Origin of the sequence: Kangiella marina (assembly GCF_039541235.1) — a bacterium.
GTDB classification, from domain to species: Bacteria; Pseudomonadota; Gammaproteobacteria; order Enterobacterales; family Kangiellaceae; genus Kangiella; species Kangiella marina.
The window spans coordinates 869,743-894,902 of record NZ_BAABFV010000001.1 but is presented as its reverse complement, the minus strand read 5'-3'; the positions used below and the strand labels follow the sequence as shown (position 1 = coordinate 894,902).

At 45.0% G+C, this 25,160-nt stretch carries 24 protein-coding genes; 13 read left to right on the top strand and 11 right to left on the bottom strand.

The genetic code is table 11. The features are described from left to right. Positions 1-7 precede the first annotated feature (7 nt). On the top strand, positions 8-694 hold the full coding sequence (gene bioD, locus ABD943_RS03880; RefSeq protein WP_345291866.1) for a dethiobiotin synthase: 687 nt from the start codon (positions 8-10) through the stop codon (positions 692-694). Here the strand turns inward: bioD and ABD943_RS03875 are convergent. Next, positions 668-1,072: a hypothetical protein gene (locus tag ABD943_RS03875; protein ID WP_345291865.1), complete on the bottom strand. Its 405-nt coding sequence runs from the start codon at positions 1,070-1,072 to the stop codon at positions 668-670. The genes bioD and ABD943_RS03875 overlap by 27 nt on opposite strands. A gap of 99 nt (positions 1,073-1,171) precedes the next feature. Here ABD943_RS03875 and ABD943_RS03870 point away from each other — a divergent pair, with 99 nt between their 5' ends. After that, positions 1,172-1,543 (top strand): diacylglycerol kinase, encoded by a 372-nt coding sequence (locus ABD943_RS03870; protein ID WP_345291864.1) that lies wholly within the window; start codon positions 1,172-1,174, stop codon positions 1,541-1,543. On the opposite strand, the gene ABD943_RS03865 is transcribed toward ABD943_RS03870, so the two are convergent. Then, on the bottom strand, positions 1,524-2,126 hold the full coding sequence (locus ABD943_RS03865) for an alpha/beta family hydrolase (RefSeq protein ID WP_345291863.1): 603 nt from the start codon (positions 2,124-2,126) through the stop codon (positions 1,524-1,526). The genes ABD943_RS03870 and ABD943_RS03865 overlap by 20 nt on opposite strands. A gap of 84 nt (positions 2,127-2,210) precedes the next feature. Between ABD943_RS03865 and ABD943_RS03860 the strand changes: the two genes are divergently transcribed. Then, on the top strand, positions 2,211-3,017 hold the full coding sequence (locus ABD943_RS03860) for a DNA adenine methylase (protein WP_345291862.1): 807 nt from the start codon (positions 2,211-2,213) through the stop codon (positions 3,015-3,017). Here the strand turns inward: ABD943_RS03860 and ABD943_RS03855 are convergent. From ABD943_RS03855 to ABD943_RS03840, 4 genes are all read right to left on the bottom strand, one after another. Further along, complete coding sequence (locus tag ABD943_RS03855) at positions 3,014-3,505, bottom strand: PD-(D/E)XK nuclease superfamily protein (protein WP_345291861.1); 492 nt, start codon at positions 3,503-3,505, stop codon at positions 3,014-3,016. The genes ABD943_RS03860 and ABD943_RS03855 overlap by 4 nt on opposite strands. A 19-nt stretch (positions 3,506-3,524) precedes the next feature. Further along, positions 3,525-3,815 carry a DUF2970 domain-containing protein gene (locus ABD943_RS03850; RefSeq protein ID WP_345291860.1) on the bottom strand — a complete coding sequence of 97 codons (291 nt, stop codon included), beginning with the start codon at positions 3,813-3,815 and terminating at the stop codon, positions 3,525-3,527. 58 nt (positions 3,816-3,873) lie between these two features. Beyond that, positions 3,874-4,179 carry a hypothetical protein gene (locus tag ABD943_RS03845; RefSeq protein WP_345291859.1) on the bottom strand — a complete coding sequence of 102 codons (306 nt, stop codon included), beginning with the start codon at positions 4,177-4,179 and terminating at the stop codon, positions 3,874-3,876. An 86-nt stretch (positions 4,180-4,265) separates the two neighbouring features. Continuing rightward, positions 4,266-5,660, bottom strand: coding sequence for a 3-deoxy-7-phosphoheptulonate synthase (locus ABD943_RS03840; RefSeq protein WP_345291858.1), 1,395 nt, complete (start codon positions 5,658-5,660; stop codon positions 4,266-4,268). Between the two features lie 374 nt (positions 5,661-6,034). Here ABD943_RS03840 and radA point away from each other — a divergent pair, with 374 nt between their 5' ends. Genes radA through ABD943_RS03820 form a run of 4 tightly spaced genes read left to right on the top strand, consistent with a single transcriptional unit; the run spans position 6,035 to position 9,727 of the window. Then, a complete protein-coding gene (gene radA, locus ABD943_RS03835) occupies positions 6,035-7,399 on the top strand; it encodes a DNA repair protein RadA (protein ID WP_345291857.1) in 1,365 nt (454 codons plus the stop codon). A 24-nt stretch (positions 7,400-7,423) separates the two neighbouring features. Continuing rightward, the gene (locus ABD943_RS03830) at positions 7,424-8,602 is read left to right on the top strand and encodes an ion channel (RefSeq protein ID WP_345291856.1); all 1,179 of its coding nucleotides are present in this window, start codon (positions 7,424-7,426) and stop codon (positions 8,600-8,602) included. 33 nt (positions 8,603-8,635) lie between these two features. After that, positions 8,636-9,091 (top strand): MgtC/SapB family protein, encoded by a 456-nt coding sequence (locus ABD943_RS03825; RefSeq protein ID WP_345291855.1) that lies wholly within the window; start codon positions 8,636-8,638, stop codon positions 9,089-9,091. A 12-nt stretch (positions 9,092-9,103) separates the two neighbouring features. After that, entirely contained in the window at positions 9,104-9,727 is a 624-nt protein-coding gene (locus ABD943_RS03820) for a class I SAM-dependent methyltransferase (RefSeq protein ID WP_345291854.1), read from the top strand. Here ABD943_RS03820 and ABD943_RS03815 read toward each other — a convergent pair. Next, positions 9,724-10,113, bottom strand: coding sequence for a PilZ domain-containing protein (locus ABD943_RS03815; RefSeq protein ID WP_345292684.1), 390 nt, complete (start codon positions 10,111-10,113; stop codon positions 9,724-9,726). The genes ABD943_RS03820 and ABD943_RS03815 overlap by 4 nt on opposite strands. Before the next feature lie 147 nt (positions 10,114-10,260). Beyond that, the gene (gene ettA / locus ABD943_RS03810; RefSeq protein WP_345291853.1) at positions 10,261-11,931 is read right to left on the bottom strand and encodes an energy-dependent translational throttle protein EttA; all 1,671 of its coding nucleotides are present in this window, start codon (positions 11,929-11,931) and stop codon (positions 10,261-10,263) included. 70 nt (positions 11,932-12,001) lie between these two features. Here ettA and ABD943_RS03805 point away from each other — a divergent pair, with 70 nt between their 5' ends. Then, positions 12,002-13,636 (top strand): peptidylprolyl isomerase, encoded by a 1,635-nt coding sequence (locus tag ABD943_RS03805; protein ID WP_345291852.1) that lies wholly within the window; start codon positions 12,002-12,004, stop codon positions 13,634-13,636. Between the two features lie 208 nt (positions 13,637-13,844). Here the strand turns inward: ABD943_RS03805 and ABD943_RS03800 are convergent, their stop codons facing one another. Then, positions 13,845-14,324: a GNAT family N-acetyltransferase gene (locus ABD943_RS03800; protein WP_345291851.1), complete on the bottom strand. Its 480-nt coding sequence runs from the start codon at positions 14,322-14,324 to the stop codon at positions 13,845-13,847. Between the two features lie 74 nt (positions 14,325-14,398). Here ABD943_RS03800 and ABD943_RS03795 point away from each other — a divergent pair, with 74 nt between their 5' ends. Together ABD943_RS03795 and ABD943_RS03790 are read left to right on the top strand one after the other, a co-directional pair. Beyond that, positions 14,399-15,214: a TerC family protein gene (locus tag ABD943_RS03795; RefSeq protein ID WP_345291850.1), complete on the top strand. Its 816-nt coding sequence runs from the start codon at positions 14,399-14,401 to the stop codon at positions 15,212-15,214. A gap of 205 nt (positions 15,215-15,419) precedes the next feature. Further along, positions 15,420-18,041: an ExeM/NucH family extracellular endonuclease gene (locus ABD943_RS03790; RefSeq protein ID WP_345291849.1), complete on the top strand. Its 2,622-nt coding sequence runs from the start codon at positions 15,420-15,422 to the stop codon at positions 18,039-18,041. A gap of 54 nt (positions 18,042-18,095) precedes the next feature. Here the strand turns inward: ABD943_RS03790 and uvrA are convergent, their stop codons facing one another. Then, positions 18,096-20,927 (bottom strand): excinuclease ABC subunit UvrA, encoded by a 2,832-nt coding sequence (gene uvrA / locus ABD943_RS03785; RefSeq protein WP_345291848.1) that lies wholly within the window; start codon positions 20,925-20,927, stop codon positions 18,096-18,098. Between the two features lie 260 nt (positions 20,928-21,187). On the opposite strand from uvrA, the gene ABD943_RS03780 reads away from it, so the two are divergent. The 3 genes from ABD943_RS03780 (at position 21,188) to ABD943_RS03770 (ending at position 23,840) form a co-directional block, all read left to right on the top strand. Next, the gene (locus tag ABD943_RS03780) at positions 21,188-22,558 is read left to right on the top strand and encodes an MFS transporter (RefSeq protein ID WP_345291847.1); all 1,371 of its coding nucleotides are present in this window, start codon (positions 21,188-21,190) and stop codon (positions 22,556-22,558) included. A gap of 33 nt (positions 22,559-22,591) precedes the next feature. After that, a complete protein-coding gene (ssb, locus tag ABD943_RS03775; RefSeq protein WP_345291846.1) occupies positions 22,592-23,056 on the top strand; it encodes a single-stranded DNA-binding protein in 465 nt (154 codons plus the stop codon). A 76-nt stretch (positions 23,057-23,132) separates the two neighbouring features. Next, complete coding sequence (locus ABD943_RS03770; protein ID WP_345291845.1) at positions 23,133-23,840, top strand: Bax inhibitor-1/YccA family protein; 708 nt, start codon at positions 23,133-23,135, stop codon at positions 23,838-23,840. 91 nt (positions 23,841-23,931) lie between these two features. Here the strand turns inward: ABD943_RS03770 and ABD943_RS03765 are convergent, their stop codons facing one another. Beyond that, on the bottom strand, positions 23,932-25,023 hold the full coding sequence (locus ABD943_RS03765) for a mechanosensitive ion channel family protein (RefSeq protein ID WP_345291844.1): 1,092 nt from the start codon (positions 25,021-25,023) through the stop codon (positions 23,932-23,934). Positions 25,024-25,160 lie beyond the last annotated feature (137 nt).

Sequence of the window (25,160 nt, the reverse complement as noted above, 5' to 3'; positions counted from 1 at the left end):
TAACAAATTGAGTAACGCTAATCAGAAATACTTTGTCGCCGGAACCGACACAGAAATTGGAAAAACCTTCATCTCTGCGGCTCTAATTCGTGGGCTCGTGGCTAAAGGGCACGCTGTCGCTGGGCTTAAGCCTATTGCTTCGGGTGCTGAGCCAGTACAAGGGGTTTTAAAAAATGAGGATGCGCTACAGTTGCAACAAGCATCGAATATGGGGCTAAGTTACAGGGACATTAACCCTTTGTGTTTTGAGCCTGCTATTGCTCCACACATCGCCGCTGATTTAGCTGGGCAGCTGCTCAATGTTGAGGAGTTAGCGAACAAGGTGGTGATGCCGGATGACGCAGACGTTGTTTTGGTAGAAGGCGCTGGAGGTTGGTTGACACCGCTTAATCAAACCGAGACTTACGCGGACTGGGTTGAGCAGGAAAAGCTGGATGTGATTTTAGTGGTTGGCATGAAGCTAGGGTGTTTGAATCATGCCATGTTGAGCGTCAGAAACATCGAAAGCCGAGGCTTGAAGCTGGCAGGTTGGGTTGCTAACTTTGCTCAGGGGAAAATGAATATGGCTGAAGATAACTTAAAGTGGTTAAAAGACAATATGCCCGCGCCATGCCTTGGTATTGTGCCGTACCAAGACAAGTCAAAAAGCGCGGATGATGTTGCCCAGTTATTGGATGTGAGTACTTTGCTCTGATGCCATACACTGGTTGCGAATACAGCTCACTTTCGGCTTAGGCGTTACCACACAAGTCCCCATGATTTGGTTGTCTTGATTGTACTGACGGCGCTGCTCGCTATATGCTTGTCCCAGTGATTCGAGTCTATCGACATCGCTGTTGGTTTTCGAGTAAGGCATGTAAGCCTCTGGTCCACCGCACGGTTTATGACCTATTGGTAGTAGCGCACAGTCTGAGTGAGTCGTGCAGCCTTCGATGCTGGCGACTTGCTTGATTTGGCTGTATAAATCTTCGTGAGTAACGGAAGTGCTTTCACTGTTAGCTTGTGAGCATGATTGGACGAAGCCTAATGTGGCGATCATTGCGGCCAACAGTAACGATTTTTTTGAAAACATATCCCGATCCTTGTGTCGTTTAATGAATAATATAAGACTATAATTCTATTAGGTTTTTGTTCTTCCTAATAGCTCACAAATTGTAAAGAGAATCTCAGCATGAAGCCCGGAAAGACTGGTATAACACGAATAATTCACGCTTGCCACTACTCATGGCTTGGTTTGAAGGCCGCCTGGAGGCATGAGGCTGCTTTCCGACAAGAGGTCGTTGTCGCGCTCCTATTAATACCGTTAGCCTTCCTAGTTGGGCAAACGGCAGTGCAAATTGCCGTGATGGCGATGTCCGTGTTGCTGGTCATCTTGATTGAGTTGATTAATTCAGCCATCGAAGCGGTGGTAGATCGGTTCGGCGGTGAACATCACAAGCTTTCAGGGCGTGCAAAAGATATCGGTTCAGCGGCTGTCGCAGTCGCTATCCTCAACTTGCTTATTGTTTGGGGCGTTATTCTCTTTAAGAATTATTTGCTTTGAGTCGTTTGTGAATAAAGTGTCGCGCTTGCGCTGCTGCGAGTTCCCAGCTTTGTTCAGTGGTTATTGTTGAACGCTTTAGGGTTTCAAAGCTATGATTGCCATCTTCTAGCCACTGAACCTCAATCTGTTTGCTCAGTGAGTAGCTCGCGACGTCGTCAGGCTTACCAAAAGGATCGCGCGTTCCTTGGAGAATAAGGCAGGGCGTTTTTAAATCAGCCAAGTGCTCTGTGCGTGTTTTTTCGGGCTTGCCCGGAGGATGAAACGGATAGCCCATAGCGATAACGCCATCGACTGGCATATCATCAGCCACCATCGTGGCGACACGCCCACCCATCGACTTACCACCAATGATGATAATATCTCCGGTAACTGCTTCAATCTGCTTTTTATAGCATTCAATTAATGTAGGCATACGGTCGGGTGGTGATTTTTTACCCGTTTGTTGGCGGCGTATCATGTAAGGGAAGTCAAAGGTAATGACCTTGATCAAGTCATCGGCAATTTCGCGCTGCATATACTGCACAAACTCGGATTGCGAGTCGGCTCCAGCGCCGTGAGCGAGAATCAAGGCTATTTGTTTCATATGTGTTTATTAGATAAAGCTTTCAATCTTGATCGGTTTTGTTACACTGCATCTACAGCCTAGGATATCACCTAACATAATAAAATGTTAATAAACAAGAAAGTAGTTCCTCCCATAAAGTACCCAGGAGGGAAGCGGTTTTTAGTAGACCAGATGCAGGTACTTTGGAAGCTTTCAGAGAAGAAAAGGCTTGTAGAACCATTTTCAGGTGGCATGGCTATATCCTTAGGAATTTCTCCTGACAAAGCTCTAATAAACGATATAAACAAGCATGTTATTAATTTTTATCGTTGTGTTAAGAATGACTTAAGAATAAATATTAAAATGATTAATGATGAAGCATATTATTATAAAGCTAGGGAGAGGTTTAATAATTTAATTAAGCGAGAAGAGGAGAATACTGAGCTTGCAGCTTCACTATTTTATTATTTGAATAGAACTGGTTATAACGGGTTAATTAGGTTTAACAGATCTGGTTTGTATAATGTCCCGTTCGGGAGATATAAAAAAATTAATTACAGAAGAGAGTTCTCGGATATTCAAAGTGTAATAAAGGACTGGAATTTCTCATCTAAGGATTACAGTAAAGTACGTATTAACAAATCAGACTTTGTATATATTGATCCTCCCTATGATGTCCAGTTTACTAGCTACTCTGGTAATGAATTTGGTTGGAAAGAACAAGAGAGGGTCGTTAACCACTTTGATAAGTATGACTGTCCTTTAGTTATTTCAAATCAAGCCACTGAAAGAGTGGTTGAACTTTACAAAGATTACGGTTACAAAGTATTTTTGATCGACGCGCCGAGAATGATAAGTTGTGATGGCAACAGAACAAGGGCTCAAGAGGTATTAGCTATAAGGAATATGTCGATTAAAAGGATCGGTTAATCTGCTTTAATATCTAACTCATTTTGTAGTTTGACTGGGTATTTGTTTGATGTGAATATATCCCACCAGTTAAATCTCATGGCTAGAACTTGATCTAGCTCTAATGTGTTTGGCGTTCTCGAATAGTTTACATGGCTAAGATCTTCTGGCTCAGCATGAACAGCAAGCTCAGATGCTTCTAGCATGTGTTTAACACCTTTCGAAAAACCATCACCTCCATAAGATATATAGGCATCCATTTGCATTGCCCTTATATCGTTAAGAGTATATGGGATCTTTTCCTCAGCAGTACCATTAATGGTCTGAAACTTACACTCTATTGAGATTGCTTTGTTTTGCGCTTCGTCCACTAGAAGAATATCTACTCTTCTATTTTTTCCTATTATACTTTTCCCTATAGGCACTTCGCGATATACAGTAAGCCCTCTATCAGAGAAGTTATAAACAATGTAATTTGCAACCCAGTCTGAATATTGATTTCCATTCATAATTTTTCCTTTTTAAGATTTAACTTGCGCCCGAGTTTTCTAGCGCTGAATTTACAAAGTAAAGTATGGTCAGTATAAAAAGAATCACAAAAATAATGCCGCCTACAATAAACTGCACAGCGCTTCCTTTCTCAAAATCTTTGTGTCTTTGTTCTTCAGATTGAACGCCAAACATCGCACCTAACACGCTTTGTACGGTAGACCAAAAGCCAGTGCCTTTTTGGGGTTCTTCAGTGTGGTTGGAGTTTTCTTGTGACTCAGAGGTTTCTTCCAACGAGGAATCATTGGTTTTAGACGGTTCTTGATTCATTGTTTGATACTAAATCAGACTTGAGAGAGGGTTAATATAACTCAACCCTCACTTAAAATTAAGACTTTTCAAACAACTCCAAGAATTGGATGAAGTGCAAACTTGGCATGTTATGCGATTCTGTTAACCACGAATACCAGCTTGCCGATTTTTTCGTCGCATTAACGCTTCCCAGCTGAGCGGAGGCTGGCTCTAAAAGTTCTGGCTCGATTGATGTGATGATATGAAGTTCATCACTGTTGTAACCGACATGGTTACTCTCAGAGCAGACTTGAGCTTTCGCCATAGCACTAGAACCACCTAGTATGCTTAACGCAACACCAACTGTGATAAATAGCTGTTTAATGCTTTTTTTGAACAACATGGTTATCTCCTCACCATATTTTTCGCACCGATACATACTCCCCGGTTAGAGTATCTAACGAATATACGACAAAATATGCTGGTAGATCAAGAGTTTGAAGTGTTTTTTTGTTGGTTGGGGGCAGTCTGAGACTGGTTAATAAATAAACTATCAATCAATTCAAAGGCTTGGCTTAGGTTAAGACGCGGATCGACGAGGCTGGTGTAAGCCTTCCCTAAGTCTTGGGGGTGTATAGAGTAGCGACTACCGATGCATTCCATTACTGGTTGCCCCGTCATTTCGAGATGAATTGCGCCCAAGTGTGACTGGTATTCTTTATGAATATCAAAGGCTTGCTGCAACTCTGATTGGATATGCTGAAAGTCTCGCGTTTTGTAGCCATTGTTGCTGACGTGAGTATTGCCGTGCATCGGATCGCAGCTCCAGAGCACTTTTAAGTCAGCTTTTTGAATGGCCTGTATCATCTCGGGTAAGGTTTTGGCGATATCTTGGTGGCCAAAGCGTTGAGTCAGCGTTAATTTACCCGGCTCATTAGTTGGGTTGAGCCACTGGCATAAATCAATCAAATTATCAGCGGCGACTGTCGGGCCGACCTTTATAGCGATAGGGTTGGCGATTCCTCGTAGGTATTCTAGGTGAGCACTGTCGGTACGCACTGTTCTCATTCCGACCCAAGGAAAGTGCGTTGATAAATTGTACCAGCGACCATTCGAGGCTTGGCGGGTTAACGCCTGCTCGTAGTGTAAATGAAGCGCTTCATGGCTGGTATAGAACTCGGTCAGGTTTTTATGGGCAGTTTGGCGTCCATTAAATTGATGAAATAAGTTAATGGCTTGGCGAAAGTTACTGAGGCTTTGGTGTAACTCTTTGTGCTGCGCCAAGGCTTTTAACGAATTCACTTCTTCATCAAGATTAAAGAGCTCTTCTAAATCACCTTCGAGTAACGAACGAATATAATTTAACGTCAGCGATGCGTAGCTATATCCTTCAAGCATACGAGCAGGGTCTGGCGTTCTGGCCGACTCAGTAAAGTGAACATGGTTGACCAGATCGCCACGGTAACTGGTTAAGGTGGTATCACCTTGAGTCTCTGTCAGTTCGGAACGAGGTTTGGCGTATTGGCCAGCTATTCGGCCGATACGAGTAATCGGTTGTCGTGTTTTTTGACTGACCAACAGGCTTAGACTGAGTAAACTGCGAACCTTTTGAGAGATAGCGTCAGCATTGCAATCCGAAAAGGATTCTGCACAGTCGCCGCCTTGCACGATAAAACGCTCACCCGCTTGGGCCTCAGCAATTCGAGCTTTGAGGGTATCGACTTCTGAAGTAGAGACCAGAGGTGGTAACTGACACAACTTCTCTGTGACCTGAGCTAGGGCATCGTTATCGCCGTATTTTATTTGCTGGCTGACGGGTTTGTCTTTCCAGCTATCTGGACGCCAATTGGCAGCCGTCTTATTACCAGCAGTGTGGTCAACCATGAGAAATCTATTTAATTACTTCAATAAACTTATTCTATCCCATAAGATAAGGGCGAGCAAAGAACTCGAAAAGAAAGCAGTAACGATATAAACGAGATGGCGAAGCAACTAGAAAGCGAGCTGGATGCTCGACAAAAATAGAAGTTAGAAAAGTTGAGATGGTTAGTGTGTCAAAGAACCGCATTAATGTGTCAGGAGATCAATTAGAAAACGGTTTGAGCGCTTGGGAAAGCAAAAGATTAGAAAGGTTTAGATGACGCTAATCAAGACAAAATGGAGCGAAATAGCGGAGCTTGTTGTTTGATAAGTGAGCAGATTGAGCGACATTTTAACGATGAGTAGCGGAAATATCAGCTTTTCGGGAAATAAAAATTATGGCGAAAGTAAAAACAATCTATGTCTGCCAAGAGTGCGGCGCTGAAACACCGCAATGGGCAGGCCAGTGCGGGCAATGTAAAGCATGGAACTCGCTGGTCGAACAGGCTAATGTTAAGCAGTCGAAGGGCGAGAAAAGCTCGCGCTTTACAGGTTATGCGGGTGAGCAGAGTAAAGTTGTTCAAATGAACAAAGTGGACTTATCCGAAGTGCCACGCATGGGCTCTGGCTTATCTGAGTTGGATCGTGTGCTAGGCGGCGGCTTGGTTCCTGGCTCGGTAGTTTTAATGGGAGGCGATCCGGGTATTGGTAAATCAACCATCCTGCTACAGAGTTTGTGCAAGATCAGCGAAGAAATGCCGGTGCTGTATGTCACTGGTGAAGAGTCGATGCAGCAAGTGACCATGCGCGCTCAGCGCTTGGGGCTGCAAACAGGTGATTTCTCATTGCTGACGGAGACCCAAGTCGAGCAAATCACCACACAGGCACTGATGCAAAAGCCGAAAGTCATGGTGGTGGATTCGATTCAGACCATTTACACCGAAATGCTACAGTCAGCGCCTGGTGGCGTGGCTCAGGTGCGTGAAAGTGCTGCGCAATTAGTTCGTTTTGCCAAGCAAACGGGCACGACTTTGTTGGTGGTTGGTCACGTGACGAAAGACGGAGCTTTAGCTGGACCTCGTGTTTTAGAGCATATGGTTGACGCCGTATTGTATTTCGAAGGCGAGCGCGACGGTCGTTTACGCTTATTACGAGCGGTTAAAAACCGTTTCGGTGCGGTCAATGAGCTAGGTGTTTTCGCCATGACCGATGAAGGTTTGAAGCAAGTTAAAAATCCCTCGGCGATATTTTTATCCAAGTACACCGATCCTGTTGCGGGCAGCGCCATTGTTTCGACCTGGGAAGGGACGCGGCCAATGTTAGTGGAAATTCAGGCACTGGTGGATACTTCGCATGCACCACAACCGAAACGCGTGGCAGTTGGCTTGGATCATCAACGTATTGCGATGTTGCTGGCTGTCTTAAACCGGCATGGTGGTGTTGCAACCTTTGATCAAGACGTGTTTGCTAACGTGGTCGGTGGTGTCCGCGTCATGGAAACCAGTTCTGATCTCGCGTTAATTGCAGCTATAATATCAAGTTTACGCAACCGACCGCTGGAAGAGCACTTGGTGATTTTTGGTGAGGTTGGCTTGGCGGGCGAGGTGCGCCCAGTACCTAATGGTCAAGAGCGTTTAAAAGAAGCCGTCAAGCATGGTTTCAAAAAGGCGATTGTTCCTAAAGGCAATATGCCTTCAAAGTCGGTTGAAGGACTGCAAATTCACGGCGTTAGTCGTTTGCAGGAAATGATTGATTTGCTGTGATGAATTAATGGAGTAGGGAGAGCGATGTTTTCGACACTGAGAGAACGCTGGAATAGCAAAACGAAGTCATTGGGTAAGGCGCTCAAGGCTGAGTATTGGTTTCCTCATTGGATCATGGCTGTGTTGTTTATCCTGGGTGGAATTTGGTTATTCCAAACCGACTTAGGGGATAAATGGTTACCTTACCTTGAAGGGCTATTTACAGGGCAAATAGAACTGTCGCCGAAAAATTTGCCGCCTCTAGTACTAGGTGGTGGTATGATTTTGATGTCCTTTGGTTTGATTTGGCATTCCCGTGTCGCTTGGTCGATGTCGCTATTCCTCGCCAGTTTGGCCCTTATCAGTATCATCTGGGCTGATCGAAGTATTTGGCAGTTGGTATATTTTGTATTTCTTATTACTTCTTTGTCGTTGTTTCGACAGTCATTCTATAAATCAAGCGTCGCTGCAAACTCGTTATTTGCACTAACCTCAATGGTGATGTTGCTACTGTATTCGATCATAGGCAGCTATTATTTAGGCAAAGAATTTGACCCTTATATCGATGATTGGGTCACGGCGTTTTATTACTCTATCGTTACCATGACCACCGTCGGTTATGGTGATATTAATCCTGTTACTACTGAAGCTAAGTTATTCACAATATCGGTAATTATTTTAGGAGTGGCGGTTTTTGCAACCTCTCTAACCGCAGTCATCGCACCGATGGTTCGGAGTAGTTTAGCTAAGATTATGGTTCACAAAGGTAATTCTATGAAAAGAGACAACCACTATATTGTTATCGGTAATAACTCTTTAGCAATTAATACCTGCAAAGAATTAAAAGACCGAGGGAATCATGTCACTAGAATTGTCCAGCCTCACATTGACAAAGACACAGTGTCGGGCGATGACGTTGTGTTTGGAGAGCCGAGTGAGATTGATATTTTAGAAGAGTGTGGTTTGAAAAATGCAAAAGGGGTGATCTCACTTTTGGATGATGACTCAGAAAATGCGTTTGTTATTTTGGCGGTTAAGGAAGTGAGTCACGATGTAAAAACGGTGACTGCGGTTAACGATACGCATAACCTTAAGCGCGTGAAGTTAGTGCAGCCGGATATTGTGATAGCGCCGCAAATTTTAGGCGGAGAATTGGTTGCGATGCACTTGGAAGGGGAAGAGGTTTCTTCTGACTTCTTGATGAAGCGATTGTTTCAACATTAATTCTGAGTAGGACAAAGGTGGCAGGAGAACTTTATGATTGATATCAACTGGTCTGTAGTTTTGAATCACTCGGTGACCATGATGGTCGCTTATGTCTTGGCCTTTCCGATTGCTTGGAATCGTGAAAGCGAAACAAAAAGTGCTGGTATTCGTACTTTCCCTCTAGTCAGTATTGCTTCTTGTGGCTTTGTATTGATTGCGATGGATATTTTTAACGAGCCAGGAGCACAAGCAAGAATTATTGACGGCATCATTACCGGAATAGGCTTCATTGGTGGCGGTGCTATTCTAAAAAATGGTAGCAGCGTTACCGGGTTAGCAACGGCGGCAAGTATCTGGGGGACGGCAGCGATTGGTATTGCTGTGGGTACACATCGTCTTGAGATTGCGTTATTGCTGAGTATCGTCACCTTTATCACGCTTCAGGTGATGTCCAAAGTGAAAAGCAAAGTTCCTGAAAATGAAGACCGCTGTGACAATGACTCTTAGCGACAATCGATTATGATGAATCCAACCAAAGAGCGAGTGTTTAAACCCGAAAAACTCTTCGCCCCTCGAAATTTCAAAGCCCCTAAGCTTAAAAGCACTCAGTTTTTAGAGATTGGCGCTGGCAAAGGGATGCATGCGATGAAGTTTGCCGAAGCGAATCCTCAAAAACACCTTATTGCTGTTGAGCGAACGCGTGCTAAGTTTGATGTGTTTGCATCAAGAGCAAAAGATTTGTCACTGGAAAATCTGTCGGCTGTTCATGCGGATGCGATTCCTTGGGTGGTGCATGGTTTTCCGCCTAAGTCTTTGGATGGGGTGTTTTTGTTGTACCCAAATCCAGAGCCGAAGAACGCGAGTCAGCGTTGGCTGAACATGCCATTTTTTGAGTTCTTGCTGTCCCGAATGAAACCCAAGGCAACGTTGGTTTTGGCGACAAATATTAAAGAGTATGTGGATGAAGCCGAAGTATTGGCGCGAAAAGATTGGGCATTAAACGTTAAAAGAATCGAAGTGTCTAAGGACAGTGCTCGGACTCATTTTGAAGTGAAATACTTGGCGCGTGGAGAGGTTTGTTACCAACTGAATCTCGAAAAGCCGGCGGGTTATCAAACGCGTTTTGACGATTGGTTCGCTTAATCCTTATCCTGACTATTGCGCTCCCATAACGCTTGAGACTCTTGGTGAATGGTTTCTGGATCGTTATTGTATAAGGTCAGTATTGACCTCAGTTGCAGCATGCTATCGATATCAATTTCTTGGCATTCTACGCCGTAATCATGATCTTTATGGTAGACAACTTGAGCCTTGATATTGATCGGCGGGGTCAGTTCGTCGAAGATGATTTGAAGCTTGATATAGCTATCTTGTTTAAGATTTCCATCGGCTTCAGCTTGATCACAATAAAGGTGAGCGCCGTTCAGCGATATGTCTATCACCTTGGCAACATACTTGTCTCCATTCAATTCAATCAGCGCCTTAGCTGACAAAGGAACTCGAGTGAACTGTCTGCGCTCAGTGTCTATAACACTTGCCCTTAGATTAAAAACCTAATCTTAGATTATCAAAGCAGGTATGGGTTGTCGACGGTAAATACTTGATTTAAAAGACTGGTCCACGCCATGTCGGTGAACCAGTCTGTATTTTAAGGAAGGTTACGATTCTAAGAAAGGTTATGACTTAGTAATCTTGCGGTACTTAATACGATGCGGCTGATCAGCATCTGCACCTAAGCGGCGCTTACGATCCGCTTCATACTCTTGATAGTTACCTTCAAACCATACCGTTTCACTATCGCCCTCAAACGCGAGAATGTGCGTCGCGATACGATCGAGGAACCAGCGGTCGTGCGAGATCACGACGGCGCAACCTGGGAATGCGAGTAGAGCATCCTCAAGCGCACGCAAGGTTTCTACGTCCAGGTCGTTGGTCGGCTCATCCAGTAGCAAGACGTTGCCGCCACTTTTCAACAGTTTGGCTAAGTGCACTCGGTTACGCTCACCACCTGACAAGTTGCCAATTAATTTTTGCTGATCCGAGCCTTTGAAGTTAAAGCGACCGACGTAAGCGCGTGAAGGCGTTTCATAATTACCCACGGTGATAATATCCAAACCGTCGGAAATTTCTTGCCATACGGTTTTACTATCGTCCAAAGAGTCACGACTTTGATCGACGTAAGCTAGATCAACCGTTTCACCCACTTGCAGTTCACCTGAGTCAGGCTGCTCTTGACCGGTAATCATCTTGAACATGGTCGATTTACCCGCACCATTCGGACCAATCACACCGACGATACCACCTTGCGGTAGGTTGAAGTTTAAGTCGTTATACAGCAGTTTATCGCCAAACGTTTTGGTTAAACCTTTTGCGGTAATGACTTGAGTACCCAAGCGTGGCCCGGGTGGAATATACAGCTCACGCGTCTCGTTACGCTGCTGGAACTCTTTGCTTGAGAGTTCTTCAAAACGCGACATACGAGCTTTTGACTTGGCCTGACGGCCCTTCGAGTTTGCTCGCACCCATTCCAGCTCTTCTTTCATGGTCTTCTGGCGAGATGCTTCTTGTTTCTCTTCAATCTCCAGGCGTTTCGCTTTCTGCTCTAGCCAAGACGAGTAATTACCTTCCCACGGAATGCCTTCGCCGCGATCCAGCTCAAGAATCCAGCCCGCTGCGTTATCTAAGAAATAACGGTCGTGGGTAATGGCAACAACGGTACCGTTGTAATCGACTAAGAAGCGCTCTAACCATGCGACAGACTCAGCATCCAAGTGGTTGGTTGGCTCGTCGAGAAGTAGCATATCAGGGTGCTCAAGCAATAATCGGCAAATGGCTACACGACGACGTTCACCGCCCGATAGGTTGCCAACTTTAGCATCCCATACCGGTAAACGTAGTGCGTCAGCAGCGCGCTCAAGTGTATTTTCAAGGTTATGGCCATCTGCCGCTTGAATGATCGCTTCCAGCTCACCTTGGCGCTTGGCCAGCGCATCAAAATCAGCATTTTCATCGGCATAAGCGGCATAAACCTGATCCAACTCAGCCAACGCTTCTTTGACGTGAGTGACTGACTCTTCGACGATTTCACGAACGGTTTTGCTTTCGTCGAGTTGTGGCTCTTGCGGCAAGTACCCAATTTTAATGCCGGGTTGTGGACGAGCTTCGCCATCATGATCTTGGTCGATGCCAGCCATGATGCGTAATAAGGTCGATTTACCTGCACCGTTTAGACCCAAAACGCCAATTTTCGCGCCAGGGAAGAAAGATAGTGAAATATCCTTTAAGATGGTTTTGTTGGGGGGAACAATCTTGCTCACCCGATTCATGGTGTAGATGTATTGAGCCATTAAAATAATACCTTAATCAATGTTGCGGGCATTTTACATTGCCAGAACGGCTTAGGCTACAGGAGGAGTCATGAAACACCTGATTTTATGGGCGCTCGGGGCGCTATTCGGCCTTTTTAGCAGTATCAGTTTGGCCTGCGTTACGCCTGCTCAGTTGTACCAAGCTGCCGATCAGCGTGATGCAGAGCATGTTAACTTCAATAAGGCCCTTGGCTGCGAGTCTTTGTCGGCTGATACGCTAGAAGTTGCTTTGATTGCACTTGGTCGAGTAGGAGGCGAGGTAGCCATGAATAAAGTGCTGCCGTACCTTACTCATGAGCAAGCGCACGTTCGTCAGGCTGCTGCTTTTGCGCTAGGGATTGGTGGAGTGCCAACGCTTGGTGAGCACTTGGTGAAGGCGCTGGATAGCGAAATTGAACCTTCCGTCCAATACCGCATGGCATTGGCGATTGGCAATATGGGCTATCCCAAGGCACAACCAGTCCTTACCGATATTATCAATCAGTCAGACAGTCCTGAGAAAATTCGTGGCGCTCTTCAGGGGCTGGTAAATCTCAGCTCTTTCCATCCTTCCTTGATTGGTTCATTTGAACATCTAAGTTCAAGCCAGCTCATTAAAGCCTTGTGGGACCCGAAAACTCAACTCGAAGCCAGCTATTTGATGTCGCGCCGAAACTTGATGGAGATGCAGCAGGTTGATCAGGTGTTGCAGCAGCTTGATACCCTAGAACCACGAGCGCAAGCTAAGATGATCCGCGCTCTTGCTAATACGCAACTGAACAAAGTCTTACCCATGCTACTAACTCATATCCAAAAAGAGAATATTGGGATTCGTGTGAGTGCGATTCGGGGACTGGCTAACTTTAAAGAAAATCCAGCAGCGTTAGCCGGCGTTTTAATCGCATTAAAGCAAAAAGATGTCATGAGCCAAGTAACAGCCTTACAAACCATGAATAACTCTTGGTTAGAAAAAGACAATGTTCATTCCGCAGTAGCAAATCAATTGAACAGTGACAATACATGGGTTCAATATGAAGCCATGATGGCACTGATTCGTGGCGATAAAGCTGACCGTAAAATCGTGACGTTATGGAGCAAAAGCGACGATCCGAACTTACAAAGGGCAGCAATTGCGTACTTCACTAAACGAAAAGACCATGAAACATTGGAGACGTTAGCGAAAAGCGATAGAGCCATCATCGCCAAAGGCGCTCAGCAAGCCCTTAATCAGAAGGCTGAAACAGCGAGCAGTGCGGCCGCTACACCAGATAGATTGCCTGAATTACACACCGTTGTGTTGAACACAACAAAGGGCATCATCAAGTTAAAACTGTTCGAAGACACGCCCTATACATCGGCAAACTTTCTCAAGCTGGTTGAAGAAGGGTATTACGACAACAGCTATTTCCATCGCGTGATTCACGACTTCGTCGCCCAAGGCGGCAGTAATATCGGTGATGGTTCTGGTTCGGTCGGTTATAGCATTCGAGAAGAGCTCTCCTACCGTTCGCATTTGCCCGGTACTGTCGGGATGGCCACCCTAGGTAAAGACACTGGCGGCGCCCAGTTCTTTATCAACACAGCGCCAAACTTACACCTCGACAGCAACTACACTATCTTCGGTGAAGTTATTGAAGGCATGGGCGTTGCAATGTTGCTAGAACAGAATGATAGAGTGGTTAAGGCTGAAGTATTAACTGATTGAGTTCTTGCTAGAGAAGGTTCTGGATCCCGCGGTCAAGCCGCGGGATGACGATTGTAAAAGAGTTTGAGTGTAGCAGTGAAGTTGAAGGAGAAAAGTTTCTTTTTCATGACATTTGTTACAAGGCATTTGGGGCTGCTCTAAGCTGTCATCCCGCGGCTTGACCGCGGGATCCAGTGACCGTAAGAAGTAATGCCAAAAGAGGAAAAACCTACAAAAACATCTCCATCACAATATCACATCGATGATAATCTACGCGCGATTCGTGATTGTTAAACTCTTTAAACCCAAGCTTTTGATAAAGTTTCATCGCGGATTTGAGTTTACGGTTTGACTCTAAAAATAGACGTTTACAACCTCGATTTTTGGCTTCTTCAATAATGGCTTGGGCGAGTAACTTACCAATGCCTGAACCTTGATATCCTTCGATTACGCCCATCTTGGATAGCTCGTATTCATCATCGGTCCATTTCTTTAAAGCACAGGCGGCAATAATTGTGTTAGTCGTATCATTGTGAGCAAAGAGTATTTGTCCACCCGTTTGGATTAGGTATTTCTCAGGATTGTTAAGAACGCGTTGATCTTCTTCCTCAACTTCAAAGTACTTTTCAATCCAAGCTTGATTGATCTGCCTAAAATCGTCGGCCAGTTCTGGACTGAATGGAAGGATGGTGATGTTAGTATTATTCATTATGTATGGATCTCGAAAAATCAAACGGCTATGCTAAGATGCACTCAGTAAATCATAATTAAAGAGAACAAAGAATGGAACTATTTACTATCGAAAACCTATTTACTTTAGGTATGTTGATCGTGTTACAGGCCGTGTTAGGTTTTGACAACTTACTCTATATCTCCCTTGAGTCGAAACGTGCACCACTGGAGCAGCAAAAGAAAGTCCGTTGGTTCGGTATTGGCTTAGCGGTTGTTCTGCGTATTGTCCTGTTGTTCCTGTTGGTCAAACTGATTGATCAGGTTAAAGACACTTTGTTTACGATCCAGTGGGAAGGCGTCATTACAGGGGTATTTAATCTTGAAAGTATTATCGTCTTATTCGGTGGTATTTTCATTATGTACACGGCCGTTAAAGAAATTTGGCACATGATGGCGCTAGAAGTTGGTGATGGTAAAGAGCGCAAGCCTCAGTCAGCGGGTAAGATTATATTCCTCATCGTGCTGATGAACTTGGTATTCTCGTTTGACTCCATTCTAAGTGCTATGGCGCTGACCGATAATTTCTGGATTATGGCGATTGCCATTATCTTAAGCGGTATCGCCATGATTTGGCTGGCAGATACGGTATCGGAATTTCTGCAAAAGAACCGTATGTTTGAAGTGTTAGGTTTATTTATCTTACTGGTTGTCGGCATTATGCTGCTTGCTGATGGCGGCCATAAGTCTGAGTTACACTTCTTCGGTTACCCGATTGAGCCAATGAACAAAGCGACCTTCTACTTTGTGATTGCGGTGATGGTACTGAGTGATATTGTGCAGTCGAAATATCAAAAGACCTTGATGAAAAAGAAAGAAGCCGCTGCTAAGGCCAAAGCCGAACAAGAAGCGCAAGAAGAAATTCTGTAGTATTCATTGTGTACCGAAGCCCGCTACGTGCGGGCTTTTTTGATCCTGCATTATTTCAAAATAATGAAGAAAGCATGACATTGAGCCTATTTATGCGGTAATCCTCAAATTGAATATGCGTTAGTTATTTGTCATAAAAGCGTCTGCGTTTTGAAACATTCCACACGAATAATGCATTTTTTTATTACAAAGTGTGGAAGGGGATATGTCGAATTTCAAGAATACAAAATTGTTGCCTAGCTTAGTAGCTTTAACGTTGGGTACGTTAGTGACAGCTAATGCAAAAGCAGGTGTGATCATTTCAGAGTATGTTGAAGGCAGTAGTTATAACAAAGCGATTGAGCTTTACAATAATTCTAACAACGCGATTTCTTTAGACGATTACCAACTTAAATTTTACTTCAATGGGAATACCTCAGCTTCGACGACAGTCAGCTTGTCGGGGACTATTGCCAGTCAGCAGACATTTGTCATTGCCAACAATCGTGCTGATGCAGCGATTTTAAATGTGGCTGATTTAACCAATGGTTCGAGTTGGTTTAATGGCGATGATGCCATTGAGTTAGTGAATAGTTCAGGTCTAGTCGATAGTATTGGTCAAGTAGGAACTGACCCCGGAAGTTACTGGGGAGATAGCACTGCTAAGACGCAAAACATGACCTTATTGCGTAAACCAACTTCAAGCGCAGACACCAACAGTGGCGATGCTTATGACGTGGCTACGCAGTGGGATACGCTGGCGCAAGACGATTTTTCAGACTTAGGTCAATACGCTGGTGGCAGTGATCCTGTTGGCGAAATCGGCGCTTGTGGCGACAGCAAAACCTTTATCCATCAAATCCAAGGTAATGGTTTAGTCAGTCCATTGGATGGTCAGGGTGTGGTAATCGAAGCGGTTGTAACGGCGGATTTTTCAGCATCAGGACAGCTGAACAGCTACTTCGTACAAGAAACAGCGACAGAGCAAGATACTGACTCTGCAACTTCTGAAGGCTTAATGGTATGGCTGGGTTCTGGCGCTTATAACTTATCAGTTGGCGATCGCGTCCGTATCGCGGGTACCGTTGATGAGTATTATGACAAAACCCAACTGACCAATATCACGGACTTAATTAATTGTGGCGCGTCGCCAGTTCCTGCTCCGACGGTAATTCAGTTACCTCTAACGTCTGAAAATGATTTGGAAGCTAAAGAAGGTATGCTCGTCGAGTTTCAGCAATCATTAAAAGTCACTGAGAATTATAATCTGGGACGTTATGGCGAGTTAGTCTTAGCGACTGAACGTCTATTCCAGCCAACTCAATTACATCGTCCTGGCATTGACGCTCAACAGCTGGCGGATGCTAACGCGCTCAGTACCATAGTGCTTGATGATTACAGCACGGCGCAAAATCCTGAAACCGTTATTTACCCAACGGGTGACTTATCGTTTTATAATACGGTTCGTACTGGCGATACGGTTACCAACTTAGTCGGGGTCATTGATTACGGCTTCGGTGTCTATCGATTACAACCAACGCAACAGCCAAGTTTTAGTTCAACTAATACAAGAACAACGGCGCCACAGCTCGCTGGCACTGGCAACCTTCGTGTCGCTAGTTTCAATGTATTGAATTACTTCAACGGTGACGGGCAAGGTGGTGGCTTCCCAACTGCTCGCGGTGCCGATACCTTTGCGGAGTTCCAGCGTCAGCGTGATAAAATCATCAACGCTATCATAGCCATGGACGCCGATATTATCGGTATCATGGAAGTTGAAAATGATGGCTTTGATAGCGATAGCGCGATTCAAGACTTGGTTAATGGATTGAATACGCTAGCTCCAGCAAATGAACAGTACGCTTTCTCGCAACCTGCCGCATCACAAGTGGGTACTGACGCCATCGCTGTGGGTATTATCTATCGCTCAAGCTCAGTAACAGAAGAAGGTACTGCGGTTACCACGAATGCTTATCCATTCGATGACAAGAATCGCCAGCCGCTGGTACAAACCTTTAAGCACAGTGAGTCAGGCGAAATAATCACGGTTGCGGTTAATCACTTTAAATCAAAGGGGAGCTGCCCAAGCGATGGCAGTGCTAATGAAGATCAAGGTGACTTTCAAGGCTGTTGGAACGAGCGCCGCACGGAAGCATCGACCTATTTAGCGAGCTGGTTAGCGACCAACCCAACAGGTGTCTCGACTTCAAATATCATGATATTGGGTGACTTGAATGCTTACGCCAAAGAAGACCCTGTGCATGAGTTAGAGCAAAATGGTTATGTTAATTTAACGCAACCAACGGACTATAGCTATGTATTCAAAGGTTGGTCAGGCAGCTTAGATCACGCATTAGCAACAGGTGACTTAGCCAATAAGCTGGTAGATGTTACTGAGTGGCATATCAATGCTGACGAGCCACGTATTTTGGACTATAACGTCGAGTATAAAACACCGGCACAGATTCAAAACTATTACTCAACGGATGCGTATCGTTCTTCGGATCACGATCCTATTATCGCAGAGTTTAACTTCGAAGCAGCACAATCACACTCTGAAGTTATGGCTTTAGATGGATTGTGGGGCTTGCCGTTTTTCCCTCGCGTTTATTCTGTCGGATTGCCTGATGAAGTTAACAACTTAGAGGTTAACCTGAATGGGGGCTGGGGCAACGCTGATCTATTTTTATATAACAGCAATAGTAATAAACCGTTATGCCGTTCAAATAAACACGGTAACCAAGAGCAATGCGTGATGACTAATCCGAAGTCTGGCACTTGGTACATCGTCGTTAAACCACGCTGGTTTTATGTGGGTGTGGAGTTGAGTGCGAACATCGTAAAGTAATTTGTTGGGTTAGAATAAAAAGCCCGCTTTTTTTAGCGGGCTTTTTTATGAGAGTTAATTGCTAAGCATAGGCTTTAGGTATTTCCCGGTGTAACTGCCTTTTTCTTTGGCGACGTCTTCGGGCGTTCCGGTGGCGATAATTTGCCCACCTTTACTACCGCCTTCAGGGCCAAGGTCGACAATCCAGTCGGCGGTTTTTATCACATCTAGATTGTGTTCAATGACGACGACGGTGTTGCCATGATCGCGCAGGCGATGTAGGACTTTGAGCAGCTGGTTAACGTCGTGGAAATGTAGACCTGTTGTTGGTTCATCAAGGATGTATAGCGTTTGCCCTGTGTCGCGTTTCGATAACTCGCGAGAAAGTTTCACACGTTGCGCTTCACCGCCGGAAAGTGTGGTCGCGGCTTGGCCAAGTTTGATATACGACAGACCAACATCCATTAAGGTTTGTAGTTTGCGCGCTACGGCTGGAATCGCGTCGAAAAATTCGCGCGCATCTTCAACCGTCAGCTCTAACACTTCATGAATGTTTTTGCCTTTGTATAACACTTCAAGTGTTTCGCGGTTGTAGCGTTTGCCTTTACAGACATCACAGGCAACATACACATCCGGCAAGAAGTGCATTTCGACTTTGATCACGCCATCGCCTTGGCAAGCTTCACAGCGGCCACCTTTGACGTTGAAACTAAAGCGGCCAGGTTTATAACCACGAGCGCGTGACTCTTGTGTACCAGAGAACAGTTCACGAATTGGCGTGAAGATACCCGTATAAGTTGCTGGGTTAGAACGTGGCGTACGACCGATAGGGCTTTGGTCAATATCGACCACTTTGTCGATGTTGTCTAAGCCATCAATCGAGTCATAAGCTTTCGGCTGTAAACTCGATTTATTGATTTTGCGCGCAACAATAGGGTAGAGCGTATCGTTGATCAAGGTTGACTTACCGGAACCTGAAACCCCTGTAATACAGGTCAAAAGACCGACAGGTAAGTCGAGGCTGACCTCGTTCAAGTTGTTGCCAGTAGCGCCTTTGAGTGAAATAAATTTCTTTTTATCTGCTTGGGTACGCTCTTTAGGAACTTCAATTTTTAGCTCACCGGTTAGATATTTCGCTGTCAGCGAATCTTTTTTCTTGATGATGTCTTCCAGCTGACCTGCCGCCACGACTTCGCCGCCGTGAACACCAGCGCCAGGACCAATGTCTACTACATAGTCTGCGGCACGAATGGCGTCTTCGTCATGCTCGACTACGATGACGGTGTTACCTAGATCGCGTAGGTGGACCAGTGTTTTTAGCAGTCGATCATTATCCCGCTGATGTAAGCCAATCGACGGCTCATCCAGAATGTACATCACGCCCACTAGACCCGCACCAATTTGGCTGGCGAGGCGGATACGTTGGGCTTCACCGCCTGAAAGCGTGTCCGCACTGCGCTCTAGCGTTAGGTAATCGAGGCCGACATTGACCAAGAAACCCAGTCTATCGCAAATTTCTTTTAGGACTTTTGCTGCAATTTCACCACGCTGACCTGGAAGGTCGAGCGTATTAAAGTAATTGTGACTGTCTTCAATCGACCAGCGAGTAATCTCTGGAAGCGCCGTTCCTTCAATAAAGACGTTACGCGAGTTTTCGTTCAGGCGAGTGCCGTCACAGCTTGAGCAACTTTGCGTCGTCATGTATTTTTGCAACTCTTCACGCACTGCGCTGGATTCTGTTTCATGGTAGCGACGCTGCATGTTCGGGATAATGCCTTCGAAGCGATGCTTACGCTGGTAGTTGTCACCGCGGTCGTTGGTGTACTCGAAATTTATTTGCGTAGTGCCACTGCCGTATAAGATGACTTTCTGAGTTTTCGCATCAAGACTGCTCCACGGCGCCTCAATGTCGAATTTATAGTGCTTTGCCAAAGACTTAAGCATGTGGAAGTAGTAAACATTACGACGATCCCAGCCACGAATCGCGCCACCGGCCATTGAAATATCTTCGTTGGTAATAATTTTTTCGGGATCAAAGAACTGATCGACACCTAGGCCATCACACGTCGGGCAAGCGCCCGCTGGATTATTAAAGGAGAAGATACGAGGTTCAAGTTCTTGAATCGAGTGACCACACGTTGGACAAGCGTATTTCGCCGAGAAGACCATTTCTTCAGCATCTTTGTCTGAGTTATCCATCGCGGCGACTCGGGCGATACCGTCCGCTAACTCAAGTGCCGTTTCGAATGACTCTGCTAAACGTTGCTGTAAGTCAGGCTTGACTTTAAAGCGGTCTACGATCACTTCAATCGTATGCTTTTTGCGAAGTTCTAGCGTTGGCGGGCTGGCTAACTCGTGGACTTCGCCATTGATGCGAGCGCGCACAAAGCCTTTGGCCTGAAGCTCTTGCATCAATTGGATATGCTCGCCTTTGCGGTTTTGAACCACTGGCGCTAATAACATTAATTTTTCACCTGCTTCACGTTCCAATACCAAATCCACCATTTGGCTGATGGTCTGGGCTTGCAGCGGTAACTGGTGCTCAGGGCAGTGTGGTGTACCGACACGAGCAAACAATAACCTCAGGTAATCATAAATCTCCGTGATAGTACCGACGGTTGAGCGTGGATTATGCGACGTGGATTTCTGCTCAATAGAGATTGCTGGTGATAACCCCTCGATGTGTTCGACATCGGGTTTTTCCATCAACGACAGGAACTGGCGCGCATAAGCAGAAAGAGATTCAACGTAACGACGCTGACCTTCGGCATACAACGTATCAAAGGCTAGTGAGGACTTACCTGAGCCAGAAAGGCCGGTGATCACTATCAGCTTGTCACGTGGAAGGGTTATATCAATGTTCTTGAGGTTATGGGTTTTTGCACCGCGGACGTCTATGGTATCCATCAAGCTCCTATCAGATTGCTTGTCATTCCCGCGAAGGCGGGAATCTTATGAAGTATGTGTATTTAACTAGATTCCCACCTTCGCGGGAATGACGTAGAAAATTGCTTTTTTGCTACTCGATTGAACTGAACCTTGGTTCTAGTTGCTCGTAAAATAAATTTGGTCTTTACGCCATAAAATGCGAGAATCACAAACCGTTAACTATAGCGTGAAATGAGGCCTTGCGAAAAGCCTTTTAGAGATTATTAACTGATTCAACTATGAAGTCCTCACCACTAACCTCTGTAGAACGTCGTTCCGCGGTTTCCCTAGCCAGTATCTTTGCCCTACGCATGTTAGGGTTGTTCATGCTATTGCCTGTCATTCGTATTCTTGGTGAGGATTTAGAAGGCGCGACATTGCCATTATTAGGCTTGGCCTTGGGTATCTACGGTTTGTCGCAAGCGATTCTCCAGCTCCCTTTAGGGTTATTGTCCGACAAGATCGGCCGTAAACCAGTGATTTATGGTGGCTTAGTGGTATTTATCGCTGGTAGTTTGGTGGCGGGTTTCTCTGACACTATCTGGGGACTGATTGCGGGACGTGCGTTACAAGGGGCTGGCGCGATTGCTAGTGCTGTGATGGCTTTAGCCGCTGATTTAAGTCGCCCCGAGCAACGTTCAAAAATGATGGCCATGATCGGTGGTAGTATTGGTTTAGCTTTTGCTATTTCATTGATTTTAGGGCCGATTTTAAGTGAATGGTTATCGCTACAAGGTTTATTCTTTGTCATAGCCGCCTTGGCTTTTATCGCTCTCATCGTAGCGATGACAGTCGTTCCTCGGGGTGAGCAAGCGAGTAAAGTTCACCTGAATTTAAGTTTCAGCGAGCGCTGGCGCCATGTGACGGCGAAAGGACGAATCTTTGTTTTAGCGTTGGCCGTATTCGTGATTCACTGGTCATTAGTTGCCGTGTTTATGATTGTGCCTGAGAAGCTTGAGCAAAGCGGTTATCAGTTAGCGCAGCATTCGTGGATTTACTTAACGGTCTTAGTGTTATCCATCGTCTTGATGGTGCCGATGATGCTTGGTGCAGAGCGTAAGAAAATGCATCGCCAAATTATGCAGCTAGCCTTTGCGGTGATTGTATTAGCCTTAGCGAGCTTATTTACCGGCTTTACGCATATTGCTTTTTGGTTAGTGGTGCTGACATTATTTTTCGCAGGATTTAACCTGCTAGAAGCAAAGCTGCCGTCTACGGTATCGAATCTTTTTGGCTCTCAGTATCGTGGGACCGCCCTTGGGGTTTTTAGCACCAGCCAGTTTTTAGGCGCTTTTCTTGGCGGAAGCGTGACTGGCTATCTGCTCCCTAAGTTGGGTGTTGATGGCATTTTGGCCATGAATATCGTGTTAGCGGTGATGGCGGGAGTTGCATTGGCCTTTTTAGGCAAGTTACCTGAGATTGAGAAAGTTATCGTCAAGTTGGACTCAAATGAAGAAAATTCGAGCAAGAATGCCCAAATATCGGCATTAAAGATGCCAGGAGTGCTCGAAGCGATTGCGAATGACGGTGAAGGCAAGGTATATTTACAAGTTGATAAATCTAAAATCCAGCAAAAGGATTTGTTGAGTCTTGGCCAAATTGAAGGCTAATTGTTAAAGAATTTATAAAGATAGGAGTATTACATGGCCAGTCGTGGCGTTAATAAAGTTATTTTAGTCGGTAATCTTGGTAAGGATCCAGAAATTCGCTACACAGCGGATGGGCGTGCAATCGCTAATATCACGGTTGCAACCTCTGAAACATGGAAAGATAAAAGCTCAGGTCAACAACAAGAGAAAACTGAGTGGCACCGAGTGGTTATTTTCGGCAAATTAGCTGAAATTGCAGGTGAGTACTTACGCAAAGGCTCGCAAGTTTACTTTGAGGGTAAACTACAAACGCGTAAATGGCAGGACCAATCCGGTCAAGACAAATATACTACTGAAGTGGTGGTTGATATTAATGGTCAGATGCAAATGTTGGGCGGCCGTGGTGGCGGCGGTGGTGATACATCATTCGGTGGTCAGCAACAGCAGAAGCCGCAAAATCAACAGCCTCAGCCAGCACCAGCGATGGATGATGATTTTGACGATGATATTCCGTTCTAGTCGGAAGTCATCCCAATAACATATTCTCACGATAGAATTAATATAAGTAAGATTAGCTTGAGTTAAGGAGATAAGAATGAGCTACCAAGATATTCGACAACAAGAAGCAGCGGTAAACCGAACAGGCTTAGGTGATCGCGCTAAATTTATTACAAAAACCTATAACCATTTGCTAGGGGCTATTTTTGCTTTTGTCGCCATTAGCTTCTACTTCTACCAGTCTGGTATTTCCCAGGCTATCGCAGAATGGGTATTCTCGTTCGGCGCTGGTTGGATGATTTTATTAGGTGGCTTTATTGCGGCAAGTTGGGCGGCAACACATTTAGCCCACACATCTCAATCTAAAGCGACTCAGTATTCGAGCTTGGTGGGTTTCATTATTGCGGAAGCGATTATTTTCGCCCCTATGCTGCTAATCGCAGCCAATTACGCAAGTAGCGTTATTCAAAGTGCTGCGACGGTGACCCTAGTTGGCTTTGGTATTTTGACTGCTATCGTTTTTTACACACGTAAAGATTTTTCATTCTTACGCGGTATCTTAATGTGGGCTGGCGGTTTAGCATTATTAGCTATCGGCGCGGCTTTTATTTTCGGCTTCCAGCTAGGAACATGGTTTAGTGTAGGTATGATTGGATTAGCTGGTGCAGCAATCCTATATGATACATCAAATGTTTTACATCATTACCCTGAAGATCGTTACGTTGGTGCTGCGTTACAGTTATTTGCCAGTGTGGCCATGATGTTCTGGTACGTCTTAAGATTATTTATGGCGAGTGATGAATAATCAGAATATCGTCTGAATAAGCATCAAAAAAGCGGCTAACTAGCCGCTTTTTTTGTGCTTGCTGATTGCTGTAGGGCTGATCGCAGAACGACTAGTCAGACGGCTTTTCTGAGGAGCCTTCTTTTCCTTCTCGGCTAATTTCTTCGAGCTTACTTTCTAAGAATTGAGCCATCTGTTGCTCTCGTGCTTGGAGCTTTTCATAACTTGCCTTGAGTTCCTGCTCGACATCATCATTTTCCGCGTGCTTGATAGCTTCTTTGGCTTTTTCCATTCGTTGCAATAAGTCATTATGTTGCTCTTTCATCTCATCAAGCTTGCTGGCCTTATCGGCTTTATCGAAGATAACGTCTTCAGGTTTGTCCGTGTCCTTTTTCGCGTGATTATTGCGTTTTTTAGGGATGAAGACTTGCTCGTTGACCTGGCGCTGATTCATGAAGGTGGGCGATACAATTTCAATTTCTGCTTTATGCAGCGCGTCGAGCACACAGCGGTTCAAGGCAGAACGTGAAGATAGGGTCGTCTTTAAATCTTTGGCTAAGCCGTGAACTTTATAAACCACGGAGTAATCACCTAAGCTGTCGATATAGACGAAGGGCTTATCCAGCTCGGCGTCTTCAGCGGCTTTAATTAACACAGGCTCAATAACGCTATGATCTACGTCATAGCCTAAAGAAAGTTGCGTGGAAATAATGGTACCGTCGCTGTGCATCACTGTTACAGGGTTTGTCGCTAAAAATAAATTGGGTAATGTAATCAAGTCTCGATCAATGCTTTGTAGTTCGGTATGCAGTAAGCCTCGCCCTGATACACGGCCAAACATGTCTTGAACTTTAATGAAGTCACCCATGCGAAAATTGCGTACTGAACGTAGCCAAATACCAGCCATGATATTGCCTAAAAATGTGGCGGAACTTAGGGCTATTGATGCGGATAAAACGATACCAATCAGCGAAATGATTTGGTTTTTGATGCTGTCTTTTATCGGCAGAGCGATGACGAAAATAATAATCAACAATAAGATAAAAACGATGTTGGTGATTTGCTTCTGTAACACCAAGTTGCTTTCTTTTTTATTGCTGAGATTAAATGCTTTTTGTAAACCTTGGTAAACAAAGAAACCGATCACTAAAACTGCCACAGGCCACAGGATATCGGCAAGGTTGAAGTCGAATGAGTCTAGCATGGTGAATCCCTTTGTAAGTGTCATTCAATCATAGAGAATCGCAGAAATCATGCAAGTGTCTAAATACCATTAAGCACAAATTTAAAGCTCATTGCTTAGGACCGAAGAAATTAACAAGAAGGCATAAAAAAGGGCGC